Origin of the sequence: Kocuria flava (assembly GCF_001482365.1) — a bacterium.
In the GTDB taxonomy this organism is placed as follows: Bacteria; Actinomycetota; Actinomycetes; order Actinomycetales; family Micrococcaceae; genus Kocuria; species Kocuria flava.
In genome coordinates this window covers 2133434-2151992 of sequence record NZ_CP013254.1, presented here as the reverse complement: position 1 = coordinate 2151992, position 18559 = coordinate 2133434, and the positions used below count along the sequence as shown (strand labels likewise).

The 18559-nt window shown below is 72.6% G+C and carries 16 protein-coding genes and 1 pseudogene; 5 read left to right on the top strand and 12 right to left on the bottom strand.

The annotated features are described in order from the left end of the window. Positions 1–95: 95 nt before the first annotated feature. The 3 genes and pseudogenes from AS188_RS09560 to uvrB all read right to left on the bottom strand — a co-directional run bounded on the left by AS188_RS09560 (position 96) and on the right by uvrB (position 5266). The gene (locus AS188_RS09560; RefSeq protein WP_058858656.1) at positions 96–1421 is read right to left on the bottom strand and encodes a TerC family protein; all 1326 of its coding nucleotides are present in this window, start codon (positions 1419–1421) and stop codon (positions 96–98) included. Between the two features lie 397 nt (positions 1422–1818). Next, positions 1819–2844: pseudogene (locus AS188_RS09555) on the bottom strand (TerC family protein); the annotation flags it as partial. 310 nt (positions 2845–3154) lie between these two features. Further along, complete coding sequence (uvrB, locus tag AS188_RS09550; RefSeq protein ID WP_058858654.1) at positions 3155–5266, bottom strand: excinuclease ABC subunit UvrB; 2112 nt, start codon at positions 5264–5266, stop codon at positions 3155–3157. 147 nt (positions 5267–5413) lie between these two features. Between uvrB and AS188_RS09545 the strand changes: the two genes are divergently transcribed. The 3 genes from AS188_RS09545 (at position 5414) to AS188_RS09535 (ending at position 8540) form a co-directional block, all read left to right on the top strand. After that, positions 5414–6283, top strand: a complete 870-nt coding sequence (locus tag AS188_RS09545; RefSeq protein ID WP_058858653.1) for an SDR family oxidoreductase — start codon at positions 5414–5416, stop codon at positions 6281–6283. A gap of 50 nt (positions 6284–6333) precedes the next feature. Further along, positions 6334–7770, top strand: a complete 1437-nt coding sequence (locus tag AS188_RS09540; protein WP_083529376.1) for a TrkH family potassium uptake protein — start codon at positions 6334–6336, stop codon at positions 7768–7770. A 65-nt stretch (positions 7771–7835) separates the two neighbouring features. After that, complete coding sequence (locus AS188_RS09535; RefSeq protein WP_058858652.1) at positions 7836–8540, top strand: potassium channel family protein; 705 nt, start codon at positions 7836–7838, stop codon at positions 8538–8540. A 7-nt stretch (positions 8541–8547) separates the two neighbouring features. Here AS188_RS09535 and AS188_RS09530 read toward each other — a convergent pair whose 3' ends face one another. Beyond that, positions 8548–9414: a fructosamine kinase family protein gene (locus tag AS188_RS09530; protein ID WP_058858651.1), complete on the bottom strand. Its 867-nt coding sequence runs from the start codon at positions 9412–9414 to the stop codon at positions 8548–8550. Positions 9415–9460: 46 nt separating this feature from the next. Further along, complete coding sequence (locus tag AS188_RS16910; protein WP_157570922.1) at positions 9461–9778, bottom strand: hypothetical protein; 318 nt, start codon at positions 9776–9778, stop codon at positions 9461–9463. Between the two features lie 22 nt (positions 9779–9800). Here AS188_RS16910 and AS188_RS16500 point away from each other — a divergent pair. After that, positions 9801–10609 (top strand): IS5 family transposase gene (locus tag AS188_RS16500; RefSeq protein ID WP_371212492.1). Its coding sequence is split into 2 segments (ribosomal slippage): positions 9801–10122 and positions 10122–10609, totalling 810 coding nucleotides; the frame shifts between segments, so codons are not numbered across the junction. Here AS188_RS16500 and AS188_RS09510 read toward each other — a convergent pair. From AS188_RS09510 to coaE, 6 genes are all read right to left on the bottom strand, one after another. After that, entirely contained in the window at positions 10591–11766 is a 1176-nt protein-coding gene (locus AS188_RS09510) for a vWA domain-containing protein (RefSeq protein WP_058858649.1), read from the bottom strand. The two genes, AS188_RS16500 and AS188_RS09510, sit on opposite strands and share 19 nt — an antisense overlap. A 199-nt stretch (positions 11767–11965) precedes the next feature. Further along, positions 11966–12223 carry a hypothetical protein gene (locus tag AS188_RS09505; protein ID WP_058858648.1) on the bottom strand — a complete coding sequence of 86 codons (258 nt, stop codon included), beginning with the start codon at positions 12221–12223 and terminating at the stop codon, positions 11966–11968. Positions 12224–12337: 114 nt separating this feature from the next. Further along, on the bottom strand, positions 12338–13165 hold the full coding sequence (locus tag AS188_RS09500) for a DUF1206 domain-containing protein (protein ID WP_058858647.1): 828 nt from the start codon (positions 13163–13165) through the stop codon (positions 12338–12340). A gap of 209 nt (positions 13166–13374) precedes the next feature. Beyond that, complete coding sequence (locus tag AS188_RS09495; RefSeq protein ID WP_083529576.1) at positions 13375–13644, bottom strand: hypothetical protein; 270 nt, start codon at positions 13642–13644, stop codon at positions 13375–13377. Between the two features lie 63 nt (positions 13645–13707). Further along, positions 13708–15471, bottom strand: a complete 1764-nt coding sequence (locus AS188_RS09490; protein ID WP_058858645.1) for a BCCT family transporter — start codon at positions 15469–15471, stop codon at positions 13708–13710. A gap of 134 nt (positions 15472–15605) precedes the next feature. Beyond that, on the bottom strand, positions 15606–16214 hold the full coding sequence (coaE, locus tag AS188_RS09485) for a dephospho-CoA kinase (RefSeq protein ID WP_058858644.1): 609 nt from the start codon (positions 16212–16214) through the stop codon (positions 15606–15608). Positions 16215–16248: 34 nt separating this feature from the next. Between coaE and AS188_RS09480 the strand changes: the two genes are divergently transcribed. Then, a complete protein-coding gene (locus AS188_RS09480) occupies positions 16249–16956 on the top strand; it encodes an IMPACT family protein (RefSeq protein ID WP_058858643.1) in 708 nt (235 codons plus the stop codon). A gap of 99 nt (positions 16957–17055) precedes the next feature. Here AS188_RS09480 and rpsA read toward each other — a convergent pair whose 3' ends face one another. After that, positions 17056–18540, bottom strand: coding sequence for a 30S ribosomal protein S1 (gene rpsA / locus AS188_RS09475; RefSeq protein ID WP_058858642.1), 1485 nt, complete (start codon positions 18538–18540; stop codon positions 17056–17058). Positions 18541–18559 lie beyond the last annotated feature (19 nt).

Sequence of the window (18559 nt, the reverse complement as noted above, 5' to 3'; positions counted from 1 at the left end):
AGCGGACGCCCGACGACGGCGCAGCCCCCGGTGCGCACCTGTTCGGTGCGCACCGGGGGCTGCGCCGCTGCGGGGGCGGGGTGCCCCCGGCCGGGTCAGACCGCCGAGCTGCCGCCGCGGGGGCCGTCCGGGGTGGTGGTCCCGGCGGCCTGCTGGGTGTCCGCGTGGGCGCCCTCGACCGACTCCGCCTCGGGGTCCGGGACCGGGTCGGGCTCGGGGGCCACGCCGGTGGCCTCGAACTCGCGGTGCTTGCCGCGGGCCCGGTCCAGCAGGTCGTGGAAGTGCTTCTCGGACTCGATGAGCTCCTCCCGGTGCTTCGGGGAGACCTTGGCCATCTGCTCCTGGAGCCGGCCGGCCTTGGTGGCCAGGGCCCGCCGGCGCTCCTCCGGGGCGTCCTGCGGCAGGGTCACGTACTGCTCGGCGACCTGCTGCAGGCCGCTGATGGTGCGCAGGGCCCGGCCCTTGGGGCTGTACAGGGAGGCGAGGATCGTCACGGTGAGCACCCCGATGATCACGGTCAGGGACAGCCCGATGGAGACCTCGACGACCTCCACGTGCTCGCCGTTGTTGATGAAGCCCAGGGTGTTCTCGTGCAGGGCGTGCAGGATGAGCTTGATCCCGATGAAGCCCAGGATGATCGCCAGGCCCCACGAGAGGTAGATGAGCCGGTCCAGCAGCCCGTCGATGAGGAAGTAGAGCTGGCGCAGGCCCATCAGGGAGAACGCCACGGCCGTGAACACCAGGTAGGGCTGCTGGGTGAGGCCGAAGATCGCGGGGATCGAGTCGAGGGCGAAGAGCACGTCGGTGCCGCCGATCGCGACCATCACCAGCAGCATCGGGGTCATGGCCCGCTTGCCGTTGTGGATCGTGAACAGCTTGTCGCCGTCGTAGTAGTCGGTGGTGTGGATGAAGCGCTTGGCCAGGCGCACCACGAAGTTGTCGGCCTCGTCGTGGTCGCCCTCGGAGAGCTCGCCCTTGATCAGCGACCCGGCCGTCAGCAGCAGGATCAGGCCGAAGAGGTAGAAGACCCAGGCGAACTGGTTGATCAGCCCGGCGCCCACGAAGATCAGGGCGGTGCGGGCGACCAGGGCGAAGGTGATGCCGAACAGGAGGACCTTCTGCTGGTCGGCGCGCGGGACCTTGAACGAGGCCATGATGATCAGGAACACGAAGAGGTTGTCGACCGACAGCGCCTTCTCGGTGATGTAGCCCGCGTAGTACTCGCCGGCGTAGACCCCGCCCCACTCCCACAGGACGAACAGGCCGAACAGGAGGGCGATGCCGACGTAGATCGCCGACCAGATCGCCGCCTCCTTCAGCTGCGGCTCGTGGGCCTTGCGGACGTGGAACACGTAGTCGAACAGCAGGAGGCCGACGATCGCGACGATCGTCAGCACCCACACGGTGGTCGAGACTTCCATGGTTTCGCTTTCGGGGTCGGGGACGGGACAGCCGTAAGTCTCTCCGCCGCCCGCGGCACCTGTGGCTCGCCGGGACCGGCCGCTGCGTCCGGCCGGGCCCGTTGGCTCCCGGCGTGCTGACGTCCGCAGCGCTGAAGGGATACTCCCCTACGCTGCGGCCAGTCTAGCCGTGCGGCGGGACGGGCCCCGGGGGTTCCGGTGCGGCAGGGGCTCAGCGCCCGGCCGGCTGCTCCGGGCGGTGCGCCGCGCTCTCGGTGCGGTGCTCGTCCAGGGTCTTGCCCGTGTGCTCGTGCACGTCCGGCAGCACGACGGGCGCCCGGCGGGCCGCCGTCTCGGCGGTGCCGTGGGTGCGCACCAGCTCGGCCTGGACCCGGCGGATCTGCCCGGTCGCGGCGTCCTCCCCGAGGGAGCGGTAGCTGTCGATGGCCCGCTGCAGCTCGGCGGCGGCGTGGGCGGAGCGGCCGCGGGGGCTGAGCAGCGAGGCGATCGTCGCCACGGCGATGATCGCCACGATCACGCCCAGGGAGACGAACGTGGGGATCTCGGGGGCCCAGCCGATGTGCTCGCCGCCGTTGATGAACGGCACCTCGTTCTCGTGCATGGCGTGCAGCAGCAGCTTCACGCCGATGAACGCGAGGATCAGGGACAGGCCGTGCTTGAGGTAGATCAGCCGCTCCATGAGCCCGCCCAGCAGGAAGTAGAGCTGGCGCAGGCCCATGAGGGCGAAGATGTTCGCCGTGAAGACGATGAACGGGCTCTGGGTGAGGCCGAAGATCGCGGGGATCGAGTCGAAGGCGAACATCAGGTCGGTCACGCCGATGGTGACGAAGACCACGAGCATGGGGGTGAACACCCGCTTGCCGTCCACGGTGGTGCGCAGCCGGTTGCCGTCGTAGTGATCGGTCATGGGCACCACGGTGCGCAGGCGGCGGATGAGGCCGTTCTCCTCGGCCTCGTCCTCGCCGTCGTCCTTGGCCTGCTGCCAGGCGGTCCACAGCAGGAACGCACCGAAGAGGTAGAAGACCCAGGAGAAGTTGGCGATGATCGTGGCGCCCAGCAGGATGAACACCCCGCGCAGGACGAGCGCGATGATGATGCCCACCATCAGCACCTCCTGCTGGTACTTCCGGGGCACGGAGAAGCGGGCCATGATCACGATGAACACGAAGAGGTTGTCGATGCTCAGGCTGTACTCGGTGATCCAGCCGGCGACGAACTGGGTGCCGGGCTCGACGCCGGCGAAGACGAACATGAGCCCGGCGAAGACGAGGGCGAGCGCCACGTAGACGCCCACCCAGGTGCCGGCCTCCTTCATGGAGGGCTCGTGGGGGCGCTTGGCGACCAGGACCAGGTCGAAGAGCAGGATGCAGCCGAGGACGACGAAGGAGCCGATCTCGAACCACGCAGGCAGTTGTGTGGGCACGCGAGTTCTTTCGCTCGGGGACGGGTGTGCCCTCGGTCGGGCGTCGTCCGTGGGGCGGGGCCGGCCGGGGCATCACGATGGGCCGCAAGTATCTCCGCCGGTCCCGGGCGGACGGGGCCCGTGCCGGGGTGCGACCGCTGCGACCGGCCCGGCTCCGTTGCCCGGCGTGCTGACGACCGCAGCGCTGAGGGATACTCCCCTGCGCGGGGAGCACTCTACCCCAGTCCGGGGCGGGCACCGTGCGCGGGCGGCCGCCCGGAGGACCAGCCGCCGGGTGCGGGCTCGGGCGGGTCCTCCCCCGGGCGCGGGCTCAGGCGTGGCCGGCCTGCTGCATCTGCCGCAGCTCCTTCTTCAGGTCCCCGAGCTCGTCGCGGATCCGGGCGGCGAGCTCGAACTGCAGCTCCTCGGCGGCGGCCTGCATCTGCTGGGTCAGCTGGGCGATGAGGTCGGTGAGGTCCTCGGCGGGGGCCGCGGCCAGGCCGTCGTGGCGCAGCTTGTCCTCGGCGGCGGCCGCGGCGTCCCGGCCCCCGGTGGCGGCGGTCTTCTTCCCGGCCGCGGCGCGCTGGGCGAGCAGCTCCCGGGTGTCCTCCTCCTCCCGGGCCAGCTGGTCGGTGATGTCGGCGATCCGCTTGCGCAGCGGCTGCGGGTCGATGCCGTGCTCCTCGTTGTAGGCGACCTGGATCGCCCGGCGCCGGTTCGTCTCGTCGATCGCCGTGGCCATCGAGTCGGTGATCCGGTCGGCGTACATGTGCACCTGCCCGGAGACGTTGCGGGCCGCGCGCCCGATGGTCTGGATCAGGGAGGTCGTGGAGCGCAGGAAGCCCTCCTTGTCGGCGTCGAGGATCGCCACCAGGGAGACCTCGGGCAGGTCCAGGCCCTCGCGCAGGAGGTTGATGCCCACGAGGACGTCGAAGCTGCCCATCCGCAGCTCGCGCAGCAGCTCGACGCGGCGCAGGGTGTCGACGTCCGAGTGCAGGTACTGGACCTTGACCCCGTGCTCCATGAGGTACTCGGTGAGGTCCTCGGCCATCCGCTTGGTCAGCGTGGTCACGAGCACGCGCTCGTCGCGCTCGACCCGCAGGTTGATCTCCTCGAGGAGGTCGTCGATCTGGCCCTTCGTGGGCTTGACGATCACCTCGGGATCCACCAGGCCGGTGGGGCGGATGATCTGCTCGACGTAGCCGTCGGCCTGGGAGAGCTCGTACTTGCCCGGGGTCGCGGAGAGGTAGACGGTCTGGCCGATCCGCTCGAGGAACTCGTCCCACTTCAGCGGCCGGTTGTCCATCGCCGAGGGCAGCCGGAAGCCGTGCTCCACCAGGGTGCGCTTGCGGGACATGTCGCCCTCGTACATGCCGCCGATCTGGGGGATCGTCACGTGGGACTCGTCGACCACGAGCAGGAAGTCGTCCGGGAAGTAGTCGAGCAGGCAGTGCGGGGCGGACCCGCGGGGGCGGCCGTCGATGTGCAGCGAGTAGTTCTCGATGCCGTTGCAGTAGCCCATCTGCTCCATCATCTCGAGGTCGTAGGTGGTGCGCATGCGCAGCCGCTGGGCCTCGACGAGCTTGTTCTGGGACTCGAGCTCCTCGAGCCGCGCGGCGAGCTCCGCCTCGATGGTCTTCACGGCCCGGGCCATCCGGTCGGCCCCGGCGACGTAGTGGGAGGCGGGGAAGACGTACATCTCGGTCTCCTCCCGGATGATCTCCCCGGTGAGCGGGTGGAGGGTGTAGATCGACTCGATCTCGTCGCCGAAGAACTCGACCCGCACCGCGTGCTCCTCGTACATCGGGATGATCTCGACGGTGTCCCCGCGCACCCGGAAGGTGCCGCGGTGGAAGTCGACGTCGTTGCGGGCGTACTGCATGTTCACGAACTTCCGCAGCAGCTCGTCGCGGTCCATCTCCTCCCCCCGGCGCAGGGTCACCATCTGGGCGACGTACTCCTCGGGGGTGCCCAGGCCGTAGATGCACGAGACGGTGGCGACGACGACGACGTCGCGGCGGGTCAGCAGCGCGTTGGTCGCGGAGTGGCGCAGCCGCTCGACCTCCTCGTTGATCGAGGAGTCCTTCTCGATGAAGGTGTCCGTCTGCGGGACGTAGGCCTCCGGCTGGTAGTAGTCGTAGTAGGAGACGAAGTACTCGACGGCGTTGTTGGGCAGCAGCTCGCGCAGCTCGTTGGCCAGCTGGGCGGCCAGCGTCTTGTTCTGCACCATCACCAGGGTGGGCCGCTGGACGCGCTCGATCAGCCACGCGGCGGTGGCGGACTTGCCGGTGCCGGTGGCGCCCAGGAGCACGACGTCCTTCTCGCCCGCCTCGATGCGGGTGGCCAGCTCCTCGATCGCCTTCGGCTGGTCGCCGGCGGGACGGTAGTCGGAGATCACCTCGAAGGGGGCGACGACGCGGTTGATCTTCTGCGCGAGGCTCATGGTCCCCAGGCTACGCGCCGCCCCCGACACCCGGGGCGGGTTCCTCCGGAGGCGATCGGGCCCCGGTGCTGGACAACCCGCCCCGCCTGCCGTAGGACAGGAGCACCACCGCGCGCAGGTGCGCGGGCCGGCTCGGGAAGGACCGCCATGACCATCGCCATCACCGGCGCGACCGGCCAGCTGGGCCGGCTCGTGCTCAGCGCCCTGCTGCGCCTGGACGTCCCGCGCGAGCAGCTCGTGGCCGCCGGCCGCAGCCGGGAGAAGCTGCGCTCCCTGCGGGAGCTGGAGCTGACCACCGCCCGGATCGACTACGGCGACCCGGCGAGCCTGGACGCCGCGTTCGACGGCGCCGACACCGTCCTGCTGATCTCCTCGAGCGAGGTCGGCAGCCGGGTGGACCAGCACCGCAACGCGGTCGAGGCCGCCGTGCGCGCCGGGGCCGGGCGCCTCGTCTACACCAGCGCCCTCGGCGCCGACCGGGGGAAGCTGCTGCTGGCCGACGAGCACCTGGCGACCGAGGAGCTCGTCACCGGTTCCGGGCTGCCGTGGACGATCGTGCGCAACGGCTGGTACACGGAGAACTTCGAGCCCGCCGTGCACTACGCGGCCGAGACCGGGTTCGTGCTCTCCAACGCGGGCGGCGGGAGGGTGGCCAGCGCCACCCGCGAGGACTACGCCGAGGGCATCGCCGCCGTGCTCGCCCAGGACGGGCACGCGTGGCAGACCTACGAGCTCTCCGGGGACACCGCGTGGGACCACGACGAGCTCGCCGCGACCCTCACCCGGGTGCTGGGGCGCGAGGTGGTCCACCGCCGGCTGAGCCCGGAGCAGCACCTCGCGGCGCTCGAGGAGTCGGGGGTCGACGAGGCCACCGCGCGCTTCCTCGTGGCCCTCGACGCGAACATCGAGGACGGCGCCCTGGACCTGGTCACCGGGGACCTGTCCCGGCTGATCGGGCGGCCCACCACCGCCCTGGAGCAGGCCCTGCGCACCATCGCCGGCGACAGCTACGTGTAGGCCCGCCGTCGTCGTGGGCCGGGAGGCCGCGGCGGGTGTAGGTTGTGCGCATGCCGTTGGAAGAGGCACTGCTGCGGGCCCGCGTCCGCCGCCTCACCCGCCGGGCCGGGCCCCGCGCCCGGACCCCCCGTCCCCGCCGCACCACCGACCCGCGCGAGGTCACGCCCAAGCGCACGGCCCAGCTGCTCGTCGGCGCCTTCGCCGCCGCGCTGGCCGTGGGCACGGTCCTGCTCCTGCTCCCCGCCGCCCGCACCGGCCCCGGGGCGGCCACGCCGCTGGAGGCCTTCTTCACGGCGGCCTCCGCGATCTGCGTGACCGGGCTGGTCGTGGTCGACACCCCCGTCTACTGGACCCCGTTCGGCCAGGCCGTGATCCTGGCCCTGATCCAGCTCGGCGGCTTCGGCGTGATGTCCTTCGCCACGGTGCTGGGGATCCTGCTGTTCCGGCGCCTGGGGCTCTCGGCCCGGATCACCAGCGCCACGGAGACGAAGAGCCCCGGCTACGGGGACATGCGCGGGGTGCTGCTGCGGATCCTCGCCACGACCGTGGTGATCGAGGCCGCCGTGGCCGCCGCCCTGGGGCTGCGCTTCGGCCTCGGCTACGGCTACGAACCGGCCCGCGCCCTGTGGCACGGGGTCTTCCACGCGGTCTCGGCGTTCAACAACGCCGGCTTCGCCCTCTACTCCCTGTCGATCACGGACTTCGCCGCCGACCCGTGGATCACCCTGCCGCTCATGGTCGCGGTCGTCCTGGGCGGCCTCGGCTTCCCCGTCCTCCAGCAGCTGCGCCGGGAGTGGCGCCGGCCGCTGCGGTGGAGCATGAACACCCGGCTCGTGCTCATGGCCACCGCGGTCCTGCTCGGGGCCGGCACCGTCTTCCTGTGCGCGGTCGAGTGGTCGAACCCCGCCACGCTCGGGCCGATGCGGACGGACGAGAAGCTGCTCGCCGGGCTCTTCCAGTCCGTGATCGCCCGCACCGCCGGCTTCAACAGCATCGACGTCGCCGCCATGCACCCCGTCTCCTGGCTGGGCCTGGACCTGCTCATGCTCATCGGCGGCGGGCCCGCCGGCACCGCCGGCGGGCTGAAGGTCACCACGGTCGCCGTGCTGGGCTTCGTCGCCTGGGCCGAGATCACCGGGCAGGGTGCCGTCACCGTCCTGGGCAAGCGGCTCTCCCGGTCGGTCCAGCGCCAGGCCACCACCGTGGTCGTGCTCGCCCTGGGCGCGGTGGCCACGGCCACGACGGTGCTGATGCTCCTGCACGAGGACCTGGGCCTGGACCGGATCCTCTTCGAGGTGGTCTCGGCCTTCGCCACGGTGGGGCTGTCCACGGGCATCACCGCCCAGCTCTCCCCCGCGGCGCAGCTCGTGCTCGTCGCCCTGATGTTCCTGGGCCGGCTGGGGCCCATCACGGTGGCCACGGCCCTGGCCGCCCGCACCCGCCGCACGCTCTACGAGCTGCCGAAGGAACGACCCCTGATCGGCTGAGGCACCCCGACCCGTTCGCTCCGCGGCCGCACCCGGCCGCCCGAGACTCCCCGGAGGCTCCCCGCATGTTCCCCGCCCGCGGCGGCTCCGCCGCCCACCGCTCCCCGCGCCGCCGCCGCGAGCCCGCCACCGTGGCCGTGATCGGCCTGGGCCGCTTCGGCGCCGCGCTCGCCCTCGAGCTGATGCGCAACGGGGCCGAGGTCCTCGGCATCGACACGGCCGAGGAGGTCGTGCAGGAGCTCAACGGCCGGCTCACCTCCGTGGTGCGCGCCGACGCCACCCAGGAGCAGGTCCTGCGCCAGCTGGGCGTGGACGAGTTCGACAAGGTCGTCGTGGGCATCGGCTCCGACGTCCAGGCCAGCATCCTGGTCGCCTCCCGGCTGCTGAAGTTCGGCCACCCGGAGATCTGGGCGAAGGCCATCACCACCCCGCACGCCGAGATCCTCGACCAGCTCGGGGTCCACCACGTGATCAGCCCCGAGCACGACATGGGGGTGCGCGCCGCCCACCTCATCCAGGGGCGGGTGCTGGACTTCCTCTCGATCGACGAGGGGTTCGCGCTGATCCGCTGCCCCGCGCCGGAGGCGGTGCAGCAGCACCCGCTCGACGCGCTCGACGTCCGCCGCGCCCACGGGGTCGCCGTCGTCGCCGTGCGCCGCCCCGGCCAGGGCTGGGAGGCGACCGAGCCGGGCACCGTGCTCTACGAGGACGACCAGATCCTCGTCACGGGCCCCACCCGGGCGGTGGAGGCCTTCGGCGAGCTGGTCTGAGGCCGGCTCAGTCCAGCAGGCGGCGCATCGCCTCCACCGCGGCGTCCCCGTAGCCGCCGCCGAAGCGGTAGGCGTGGCGCAGCAGCGGCGGCAGCTGGTACCACGGCACCCGCTCCCGCCAGCCCGCCGCCGGCGGGTGCTGCGCCGCGTAGGCGGCGAAGCAGGCCTCGCCGAAGCCGCCGAAGAGCAGCATCATCGCCAGGTCGATCTCGCGGTGGCCCCAGTACGACGACGGGTCGATCAGCCAGTTGCGGCCGTGGACGTCCACGAGCCGGTTGCCGGCCCACAGGTCGCCGTGCACCAGCGTGGGCGGCTCGGCCGGGCCCGCCAGCTCCCGGGCCCGCGGGGCGAGCTCCGCCAGCAGGTCCTCGGCCACCGGGTCGATCCGCCCGGCCGCGAGCGCGTCGTGCAGCAGCGGCCGGATGCGCCGCTCGAGCAGGAACTGCGCCCAGTCCCCGGCCGGTGACATGTCCGGGCGCGAGGACCCGATCCAGCCGGGCAGGTCCGGGTCCAGGACCCCGTAGTGCGGACCGCGGGTGCGGTGCAGCTGCGCGAGCCCGCGCCCGAGCTCCTCCTCGGTGGCCCTCCCCCGCCTGCCGCCCTCCTCGATCCACTCGAGCACGATGCCCCCGGCGCTCCAGCGCACGACCTCGGGCACGCCCAGGGAGGTCGGGGCGTGCTCGCGCAGCGCCTCGAGGCCGGCGACCTCGGTGGCCATCATCCCCTCGGGGGCGCCCGCCACGGTCTTGGCGAACAGCGGGCCCCGGGCGGTCTCCAGGCGGTAGGCCGCGGCGGTGTCGCCGCCGCCGACGGGCACGGCCCGCTCGACGTCGAGGCCGGCGGTCAGGTCGGAGGGCAGGTCCGGGGAGCTCATGCCCCCGTTCTACCGCACCCGTCCCGCCCGCACACGGCGCCCGGGACTACTGGAGGCGCTCGTAGTACTCGCTCCACTTGGCCTCGCCGCGGTCGTAGACGGCCTGCCAGTCCTGCTGGAGCCGGTCGTCGGCCGCGTTCCAGTTGGCCAGGTGGGTCCGGTCGCCCCAGTCCCAGATCGTCCTGCCGCGCTCGTCGAAGAAGTCCCAGACCTCCTGGCGGACCTGCTCGTCCACGTCCTGGCCGAGCATGTTGGCCACGCGCTTGCCGCGGTTGCCCTCCTCGTTGGAGGTGCGCTTGGACCTGGTCTCAAAACCTGATCGGTCGTTGCCCACCTGCCTGGGAACGGTCCACAGTGCCTGCATGACGACGAGGACACAGTCGTGGATGGTCGATGACCGTCTGTGGGAGCTGATCGCCCCGCTGATCCCACCCCAGCCACCACCTCGAGGGCCCGGGGGGCGACCCCGGATCGAGGACCGGGCGGCACTGGAGGGGATCCTGTTCGTGCTGCACACCGGGTGCCGTTGGCGGGACCTGCCCCCGGCCCTGGGCTGCGGGTCCGGGCACACCGCCTGGCGCCGGCTCAGGCAGTGGCAGGGGGCCGGGGTGTGGGAGAAGCTGCACCGGGCAGTGCTCGAGGAGCTCTCCGAGCAGGAGATCCTCGACTGGTCGCGGGCCAGTATCGACGCGGTGTCCGTACGTGCCAAAAGGGGGGCGAGCTGACCGGCCCGAACCCCACCGACCGCGGGAAACCGGGGACGAAGTACCACCTGCTCACCGACGCGGCCGGGCTGCCCCTGCATGTGCTGGCCTCAGCCGCAAACGTCCACGACAGCAAACTCTTCGAGCCGTTGCTGGAGACCAACCCGAGTGTGCGTGGCCGGCGAAGGCGTCCGGGGCGGCCCCGCCGCCGGCCGGAGAAGCTGCACGCGGACAAGGGCTACGACTACCCGAGGTGCCGCCGCTACCTGCACCGGCGAGGCATCAAGGTCCGGATCGCCCGGCGCGGAATCGAGGCCAAGACCCACCTGGGCCGGCACCGCTGGGTCGTGGAGCGCACCATCTCCTGGGTCCTGCGGTTCAAGCGTCTCGGGATCCGTTACGACCGCACTGCAGCCACGCTGCTCCCGCTGCTCTTGCTCGCCGTCACGCTCATCAACTTCCGCCGACTGCGTCAGGTAGAAGAGTTATGAGACCAGGTCTTGATGCGGTTGCCGACCTCGTTGGCCAGGCGCTTGTTGGCGTTGCCGGCCTCGTTGATCTCGCGCAGCTCGGTGTTGCGCCACTCGTTCCAGGCCCGGGCCATCGCCGCGTTCTGGTCCCGCCAGTAGGCCTCGAGCTCCGCGCGCGAGCCCGCGCGGGTGTACTGCCCGCGGCCGGCCTCGGCGATGGCCGCCAGCGCCTGCTGGTCGGCGTCGCCGGTCTGGAAGCCCAGGACGTTGACGACCGGCTCGATCCCCGAGGCGCTCAGCCGCTCGGCGGCCGCCACGGGGTCCCCGCCGCAGGTCTCCACGCCGTCGGTGACGACGTAGACGATGCCGTCCGTGGCGTCCTCGGGGAAGTCCCCGGCGGCCGCCTCGATGCCGCGCGCCAGCGGGGTGAAGCCGGTCGGGCGGACCTCGTCGAGGGCCGCCCCGAGCTCCTCGGCGTCCGCGGGCCCGGAGTGGACGACCTCGGTCGTCGTGCACGACTGCTGCTTGCCGGACTCGGTGGCGTCACCCGCGTGCCCGTACAGGCGCAGGCTCACCGTGCTGCCCTCCGGCAGCTCCTCGACGAACCCGGTCAGTGCCGCGCGCGCGGCGTCCATGCGCGTGCCGCCGCCCGCGTCCCGGGCCATGGAGTCGCTGGCGTCGAGCACGAGCGCGAAGTGGTTGGTGCCCACGCTGCGCGCCCCGGCCGGTCCGGTGGCGGTCGCGGTGGGCTCGGCGCCGCGCTCTCCGGTGCCCGGGTCGAAGCGCACGGTCGTGCGCACGTCCTCGGCGTAGTCGCCGTGGATCTGGGCGAGGATCGCCGCGCTCCACTCCTCGGCGGTGCGCGGGTCCCGCTCGCGGGCCGCGGCGAGGACCTCCTCGTCGGTGCCCTCCTCGGCGTGGGGCCCGGGCTCGACCAGCAGGGACCGCTCCAGCGGGGTCGGTTCCCGCGGGGCGTCCTCGAGGGGGACCTCGGCCAGCCCGTGGTCCGCCGTCCAGGGCGTGGCGCCGGGCTCCGCGGTCGACGACGACGGGGCGGCCGCCGTCGCCGGGGCCCCGGTGCTCTCCGGGGCGGTGGCCGTCCCGGCACCGCCCGCGCAGCCGGTCAGCAGCGCGGCCGCGCAGACGACGGTCAGGGGGAACTGCAGGCTGCTGCGCACGGCGGGCCTCTCCTCGGTCCTCGGGTGTTTGCTTTCGACCACTCTAGGTCGTGCCCGGGCGCATCCGTCCTCCGAGCTCCTGCGCCGCGCCTGGCTACTCGGTCAGGACGGGGCCCGTTGCGAGGCATCTCGTGGCGGGCGGTCCTCGTCCGGGGGGACAACGCCGCGGCCCCGGATCGGGGCACACACCCGCACCGGCTCACGCTCGTCCGTCGTCGTCCCGGTCCCCGGGCACCCCGGGCCCGGCATCGGCGGGCGTCGGTGCCTGGTCGCGTGCCTGCGCCCGCTGGCGCAGCAGCCCGGAGACCACGAAGCCCAGGGCCACCGAGCAGACCAGGGCCACCACGGAACTGTCGACCAGCCGGGAGAGCACGGGGTAGAGAGCGCCCAGGAGCAGGGCGGTCAGGAACGGCTCCCTGCCCGGCCCTCCGGCCTTGCCCTGCGGTGCGGTGCTCATCCTCCGACCCTACGGGGCGCGGGCGGCGCCCCGGGCGACCGACGCCCGCCGGGGCGAGGTGGCCCGGCACGGCGGGCGTCGTCGGGCCCGTCCCGCCGTCGGGTCGGGACGCGGTCACATCCGCTGGTAGCGGGCGCGCACTCCCATGAAGACGCCGTAGCAGATCAGGCCCACGGCCACGGCCCCGAGCAGCCACATGCCGTAGGGCTGGGCGGCGAGGGTCTTGAGGGCGCCGTCGAGACCGCTGGAGTCCTCGGGGTCGTGACGGGCGGTGGCGAGCACGACGATGCCGCCGAGCACGGCCAGGGCGACGCCCTTGGCCGCGTACCCGACGGTGCCGAGCCACGTGACGGCCTTCCCGGCGCGTCCCGGGGGCAGGTCGCCGAAGTGCTCGAGGAACCCGCGGGTCACCCCGCGGTGGACGAACCAGATCCCGGCCACGGCGATGCCGGCGCCGACGAGGTAGAGCAGCACCGTGCCGGCCGGGTGGGCCATGAGCCGGGCGCTCCAGGTCTGGCTCGCGGCGCTGGAGTCACCGCCCCCGCCGAGCGCGGCGGCGCCGAAGGTCGCCCCGACCGCCCCGTAGACCACGGCCTGGCCGAGGTGCTTGAGCAGGTGCTGGGCGCGCTCCCTGCCGTCGAGCCGGCGGGCGCCGACGATCGCCTCGCTGAGCAGGAACACCGCGAGCGCCACCGCGCCGAGGAAGCACACCCACAGCAGCACGGCCCCGCCGGGGCTCCCGGCGAGCTGGGCGACGGCGCCGCTCTGGTCCGCGGAGCCGGAGCCGCCGCCGGCCACGCGCAGGGCGATGACGCCGATCATCAGGTGCAGCAGCCCCGAGGCCGCGTAGCCCACGCGCGCGGCCAGCCGCAGCCCGCGAGAATCCCCCGCGTCCTCGGCGGCGCCCGCCGCCCTCCGGACCTGCCGACCGACCTCGCCCATGACGCCCCCGCTCTCGTGTGGTGTCCCATCCTCCCACCCCGGAGGGTCCCCGTCACGACGCCGTTGTGGGGCGCAGGAGGTGCCTCGGGGGGCTCGCACGGCGGCGGCCCGGACGGAGCCTGCTGTGGGGCCCGGGGACGACGACGGGGCGCCGCCCGTGCGGGCGGCGCCCCGTGCCGGCGCCCGGCAGCGGCGGCCGGGGCGGGTGCTCAGTTGCGCTCGGAACCGGTCCGGGGCTGCTCGGCGGAGTCGTCCCGGTGGAAGAGGTACTCGTTGCCGTGCTCGTCCCGCTCGATCTGGAAGTGCTCGCAGACCTCGCGGTACCACTGCTCGGCGGCGGGGCTGATCGGGGCGCCGGCGGCGTCCTGGGGCGCCCGGTCCCCCGGCCCGTACACGCGCATCGCGATCCGGTTGAGGCGGTCGAGGAGGGAGGAGCGCGGCACCTCCGGCCCGCCGGTTCCCTCGTGCTGTCTCTTCATGGCGTCCCCCTCGAGGCCGCGGGTGCAGGTGCGACCAGTGTAGACCCGCACCCGCGGCCGGGGTCAGGGCCGGATCCGCTGCTCCTCGGGGCGGACCGTGCGCATCGAGCTCGTGTGGTACTCCTGCACGTAGTCCGGCTGCGCGGGGTGCTCGATCGGCGGGGCGTTGTCCGGCTCGGAGCCCTCGACGTAGTCGGGGGCGACGACGACGCCCTCGTCGAGCTGACCGGTCGTGGTCCGGCGCTGGAACTCCTCCGGGGGCAGCACGCGGCGCCAGCGGCGGGTGGGCAGGACGCCGACCTCGCCGGCGTCCTCGCGCAGGGCGCGCAGCAGCGAGTAGATCATCACGTAGCCGAGCACGAAGAACGGCAGGCCGATGAGGATCGCGACGTTCTGCAGGGCGGTGAGGCCCTCGGCGCCGGTGGCGGTGAGCAGGATCGCGGCGATCACGCCGATGGCCACGACCCAGAACACCCGCTGGAGCACCGGGGACTCCTCCTCGTGGCCGCTGCCCATGGTGTCCATGACCAGGGCTGCGGAGTCGATGGAGGTGATGAAGAAGAACACCACGATGAGCACGCCCACCGCCGAGGTGACCGTGGACAGCGGGAAGTTCTCGAGGAAGACGAACATCGCCCCGGGGATGTCGCCCTCGGTGACCACGGCCTCCACCAGCCCGCCGTCGCCGTTGCGCTCGATGTCGAACACGCCCATCCCGAAGATGCCGAACCAGATGATCGTGAACAGCGTGGGGAGGGCGAGCACGCCGGAGACGAACTGGCGGATGGTGCGCCCGCGGGAGATGCGGGCGATGAAGATCCCCACGAACGGCGACCAGGTGATCGTCCAGGCCCAGTAGAAGACCGTCCACCCGCTCTGCCAGCCGGTGTCGGCGAGGGTGTCGTTCCAGAAGGCGAGGGCGGGCAGCATCGACAGGTACGTGCCGGCGGACTCGACCGTGCCCTTGAGCATCATCACCGTGGGCCCGGAGACCAGGATGAACACCAGCAGGGCGATCGCGATGAGGATGTTGGCGTTGGACAGCCGCTTGATGCCGCGGTCCAGGCCCAGGGCCACGGAGACCGCGGCGACGATGCTCACGGCGGTGATGATGAGGATCTGCGACAGCGCCGACTCGGAGATCCCGAACAGGCGGGCCAGGCCGCTGTTGATCTGCATCGTGCCCAGGCCGATCGAGACGGCCACGCCGAAGAGGGTGCCGACGATCGCGAGGATGTCGATGACCCGGCCCACGGGACCGTGGATGCGCTCCCCCAGCAGCGGCTGGAACATCGAGGACACGCGCGGGGGCAGGTTGCGCTTGTACATGAAGTAGCCGAAGGCCAGGGCCGGGAGGGTGAAGATCGTCCAGGTGTGCAGCCCGAAGTGGTAGAGCGTGAAGCCCATCGCCTCGGTCGCCGCCTCCGTGGACTCGGGGACCACGCCCTGGCGGGGCGGGTTCGCGTAGTGGTTCACCGGCTCGGCCACGGCCCAGAACATCAGGATCGTGCCGATGCCGGCGGCGAAGAGCATCGCGAACCAGGACATGTTGCTGTGCTGGGGCCGTTCGTCGTCGGCGCCCAGGCGGACCTGCCCGAACCGGCTGATCATCAGGTAGACCAGGAAGAGCAGGAAGACGGTCACGCCGAGGATGTAGAACCAGCCCAGCTGTTCGATGACCCAGGCGGAGCCCTGGGCGAAGACCGCGTCCATCGTGTCGGTGAACACGAGGGTCAGCACGACGAAGACGAGGATCACCGCCGCCGAGCCGAAGAAGATGGTGGGGCTCGTCCGCAGGCGGAGAGCGTCGTGGAGTCTGTCGAGCATCGCAGGGAACTTCCCCGGTCGCCGGCTGCTCCTTCGAACGGCCGGCGGCCGTGTCTCGGGGTGTTGCTTCGGTTGCACAGCACCTTATCGCGAGCTGGGAACCGCCCCGCTCCCCCGTGGCCGTCCCGGGCGGGTCAGGCGGGGGTCCGCCGCCGCGGGGCGACCTCGGCGTCCCACCAGGCGTCGACCCGCTCGCGCAGCCGCTGCGGGGTGCCGTCGTTGACGAGCACGGCCGTGGCCACCGCCGCCCGCTCGGCGTCGGTGGCCTGCGCGGCGATCCGGGCCCGGGCGTCCCCGGCCGTCATCCCCCGGTCCTCGACCATCCGCCGCACCCGCTCCTCCTCGGGGGCCTGGACGACGAGGACGAGGTCGAAGCGGTCGTGCCGTCCGGTCTCCACGAGCAGGGGAATGTCCTCCACGAGCACCGCGTCCTCCCCCGCCGCCGCGGCCAGGCGCTCGGCCTCGGCCCGGACCAGCGGGTGGATCACGGCGTTGAGGCGGGCGCGCGCCGCCGGGTCGGCGAAGACGAGCGCCCCGAGGGCGGGCCGGTCCAGGCGCCCCTCGGGGGTCAGCACCCCGGGGCCGAACTCGGCGACGATCCCCTCGAGCCCGGGCTCGCCGGGCTCCTGGAGGGCGCGGGCGATGGCGTCGGCGTCGACGACGGTGGCCCCGCGCTCGGCGAGGCGGCGGGCGACCGTGGACTTGCCGGAGGCGATCCCGCCCGTGAGTCCGATGGTGAGCACGCCCCCATGCTAGCCGGGCCCTAGGCTGTCGGGCATGGACCCCGACCCCGCCCTCAGCCGCGCCACCCGCTACACGACCCTGGCCGCGGGCACGGAGGCGGTGTCCGAGCTGGAGATCAAGCGCTCGCGCTTCCTGGCGGTGCTGGGCCGCGCCGGGACCGAGGCCGAGGCGCGGGCGCTGACCGAGCGGCTGCGCCGGGAGCACCACGACGCCCGCCACCACTGCTCGGCCTTCGTGCTGGGCCCCGACCGGGACGTCCAGCGCTCCTCCGACGACGGAGAGCCCGCCGGGACCGCGGGGATCCCCATGCTCGAGGCCCTCGTGCAGCGCCGCACCGGCGCCGACGCGCAGGGCCGGGACCGCACCGACCTCTCCGACGTCACCGCCGTGGTCGTGCGCTGGTTCGGCGGGACGCTGCTGGGCGCCGGCGGGCTCGTGCGCGCCTACTCCGAGGCGGTCTCGCGGGCCCTCGACGCCGCGGCGCTCGTGGACCGGGAGCGGCTGCGCCGGTGGTCCCTGCCGGCCGGGCACGCCGAGGCCGGGCGGCTGGAGAACGAGCTGCGCGCCGCGGGGACCCCCGTGCTGGGGACCGCCTACGGGCCCGCCGGGGCCGAGCTGCTGCTGGCCGTGCCCGACGACGGGGACGCCGCCGCGGGCCTGGCCGCCCGGGTCGCGTCCCTCACCGCCGGCACGGGCGTGCTCCGCCCGGCCGGCACCGACTGGGTCGACCTGCCCCGCTGAGGACCCCGGGACGCACGAACGGCCCCCGCCCTGGGGGCGGGGGCCGTTCGTGGCGGTCAGGCGCGGTGCGGGCACCGCTGCCGGGACGTCGCTACCGGGTCACTGACCGGTGAGCTTCTCGCGCAGCGCGGCCAGGGCCTCGTCGGAGGCCAGCGTGCCGGAGTCGGACGCCGGAGCCTCGGAGGAGTAGCTGGTCGGGGCCGGCGCGGAGGACGACGACGAGGACGAGGAGGAGGACGAGGTCGTGCCGCCGGCGGCCGCCTCGGCGTCCTCGGCGATCGACTTGCGGACCTGCTCCTTGTGGGCCTCCCAGCGGGCCTGGGCGTCGGCGTACTGCTGCTCCCAGGCGGCGCGCTGCTCCTCGTAGCCCTCGATCCACTCGTTGGTCTCGGGATCGAAGCCCTCGGGGTACTTGTAGTTGCCCTGCTCGTCGTACTCGGCGGCCATGCCGTACTGGGCCGGGTCGAACTCGGTGGAGTCCGGGTCCACGCCCTCGTTGGCCTGCTTGAGCGACAGCGAGATGCGGCGGCGGTCCAGGTCGATGTCGATGACCTTCACGAACAGCTCCTCGCCCACGGAGACGACCTGCTCGGCCATGTCCACGTGGCGCTGGGCCAGCTCGGAGATGTGCACCAGGCCCTCGATGCCGTCCTCGACGCGCACGAACGCACCGAAGGGGACGAGCTTGGTGACCTTGCCCGGCACGACCTGCCCGAGGGCGTGGGTGCGGGCGAACAGCTGCCAGGGGTCCTCCTGGGTCGCCTTGAGCGACAGGGAGACGCGCTCGCGGTCCATGTCGACGTCCAGGACCTCGACCGTGACCTCCTGGCCGACCTCGACGACCTCGGAGGGGTGGTCGATGTGCTTCCAGGACAGCTCGGAGACGTGCACGAGGCCGTCCACGCCGCCCAGGTCGACGAACGCGCCGAAGTTGACGATCGAGGAGACCGTGCCCGTGCGGACCTGGCCCTTCTCGAGCTTGTGCAGGAAGTTGGAGCGGACCTCGGACTGGGTCTGCTCGAGCCAGGCGCGGCGGGACAGGACCACGTTGTTGCGGTTCTTGTCCAGCTCGATGATCTTCGCCTCGATCTGCTGGCCGATGTAGGGCGCGAGGTCGCGCACGCGGCGCATCTCCACGAGGGAGGCGGGCAGGAAGCCGCGCAGGCCGATGTCGAGGATGAGGCCGCCCTTGACGACCTCGATGACGGTGCCGGTGACGACGCCGTCGTCCTCCTTGATCTTCTCGATGTCGCCCCAGGCGCGCTCGTACTGAGCCCGCTTCTTGGACAGGATCAGGCGGCCTTCCTTGTCCTCCTTGGTGAGGACCAGAGCCTCGACCTCGTCACCCACGGTCACGACCTCGTCGGGGTCGACATCGTGCTTGATGGACAGCTCGCGGGACGGGATGACGCCCTCGGTCTTGTAGCCGATGTCGAGAAGGACCTCGTCGCGGTCGACCTTGACGACGGTGCCCTCGACGAGGTCGCCGTCGTTGAAGTACTTGATGGTCGCGTCGACGGCCGCGAGGAAGTCCTCCTCGGTTCCGATGTCGTTGACGGCGACCTGCGGGGTGGTGGTGGTCATGTAGTAGGGGCTCCGATGG

Bases quoted from the DNA above. Each gene is read 5' to 3' on its own strand.
- AS188_RS09560 (WP_058858656.1), bottom strand. From the start codon at position 1,421: ATGGAAGTCTCGACCACCGTGTGGGTGCTGACGATCGTCGCGATCGTC.
- uvrB (WP_058858654.1), bottom strand. From the start codon at position 5,266: ATGAGCCTCGCGCAGAAGATCAACCGCGTCGTCGCCCCCTTCGAGGTG.
- AS188_RS09545 (WP_058858653.1), top strand. From the start codon at position 5,414: ATGACCATCGCCATCACCGGCGCGACCGGCCAGCTGGGCCGGCTCGTG.
- AS188_RS09540 (WP_083529376.1), top strand. From the start codon at position 6,334: ATGCCGTTGGAAGAGGCACTGCTGCGGGCCCGCGTCCGCCGCCTCACC.
- AS188_RS09535 (WP_058858652.1), top strand. From the start codon at position 7,836: ATGTTCCCCGCCCGCGGCGGCTCCGCCGCCCACCGCTCCCCGCGCCGC.
- AS188_RS09530 (WP_058858651.1), bottom strand. From the start codon at position 9,414: ATGAGCTCCCCGGACCTGCCCTCCGACCTGACCGCCGGCCTCGACGTC.
- AS188_RS16910 (WP_157570922.1), bottom strand. From the start codon at position 9,778: ATGCAGGCACTGTGGACCGTTCCCAGGCAGGTGGGCAACGACCGATCA.
- AS188_RS09505 (WP_058858648.1), bottom strand. From the start codon at position 12,223: ATGAGCACCGCACCGCAGGGCAAGGCCGGAGGGCCGGGCAGGGAGCCG.
- AS188_RS09500 (WP_058858647.1), bottom strand. From the start codon at position 13,165: ATGGGCGAGGTCGGTCGGCAGGTCCGGAGGGCGGCGGGCGCCGCCGAG.
- AS188_RS09495 (WP_083529576.1), bottom strand. From the start codon at position 13,644: ATGAAGAGACAGCACGAGGGAACCGGCGGGCCGGAGGTGCCGCGCTCC.
- AS188_RS09490 (WP_058858645.1), bottom strand. From the start codon at position 15,471: ATGCTCGACAGACTCCACGACGCTCTCCGCCTGCGGACGAGCCCCACC.
- AS188_RS09480 (WP_058858643.1), top strand. From the start codon at position 16,249: ATGGACCCCGACCCCGCCCTCAGCCGCGCCACCCGCTACACGACCCTG.
- rpsA (WP_058858642.1), bottom strand. From the start codon at position 18,540: ATGACCACCACCACCCCGCAGGTCGCCGTCAACGACATCGGAACCGAG.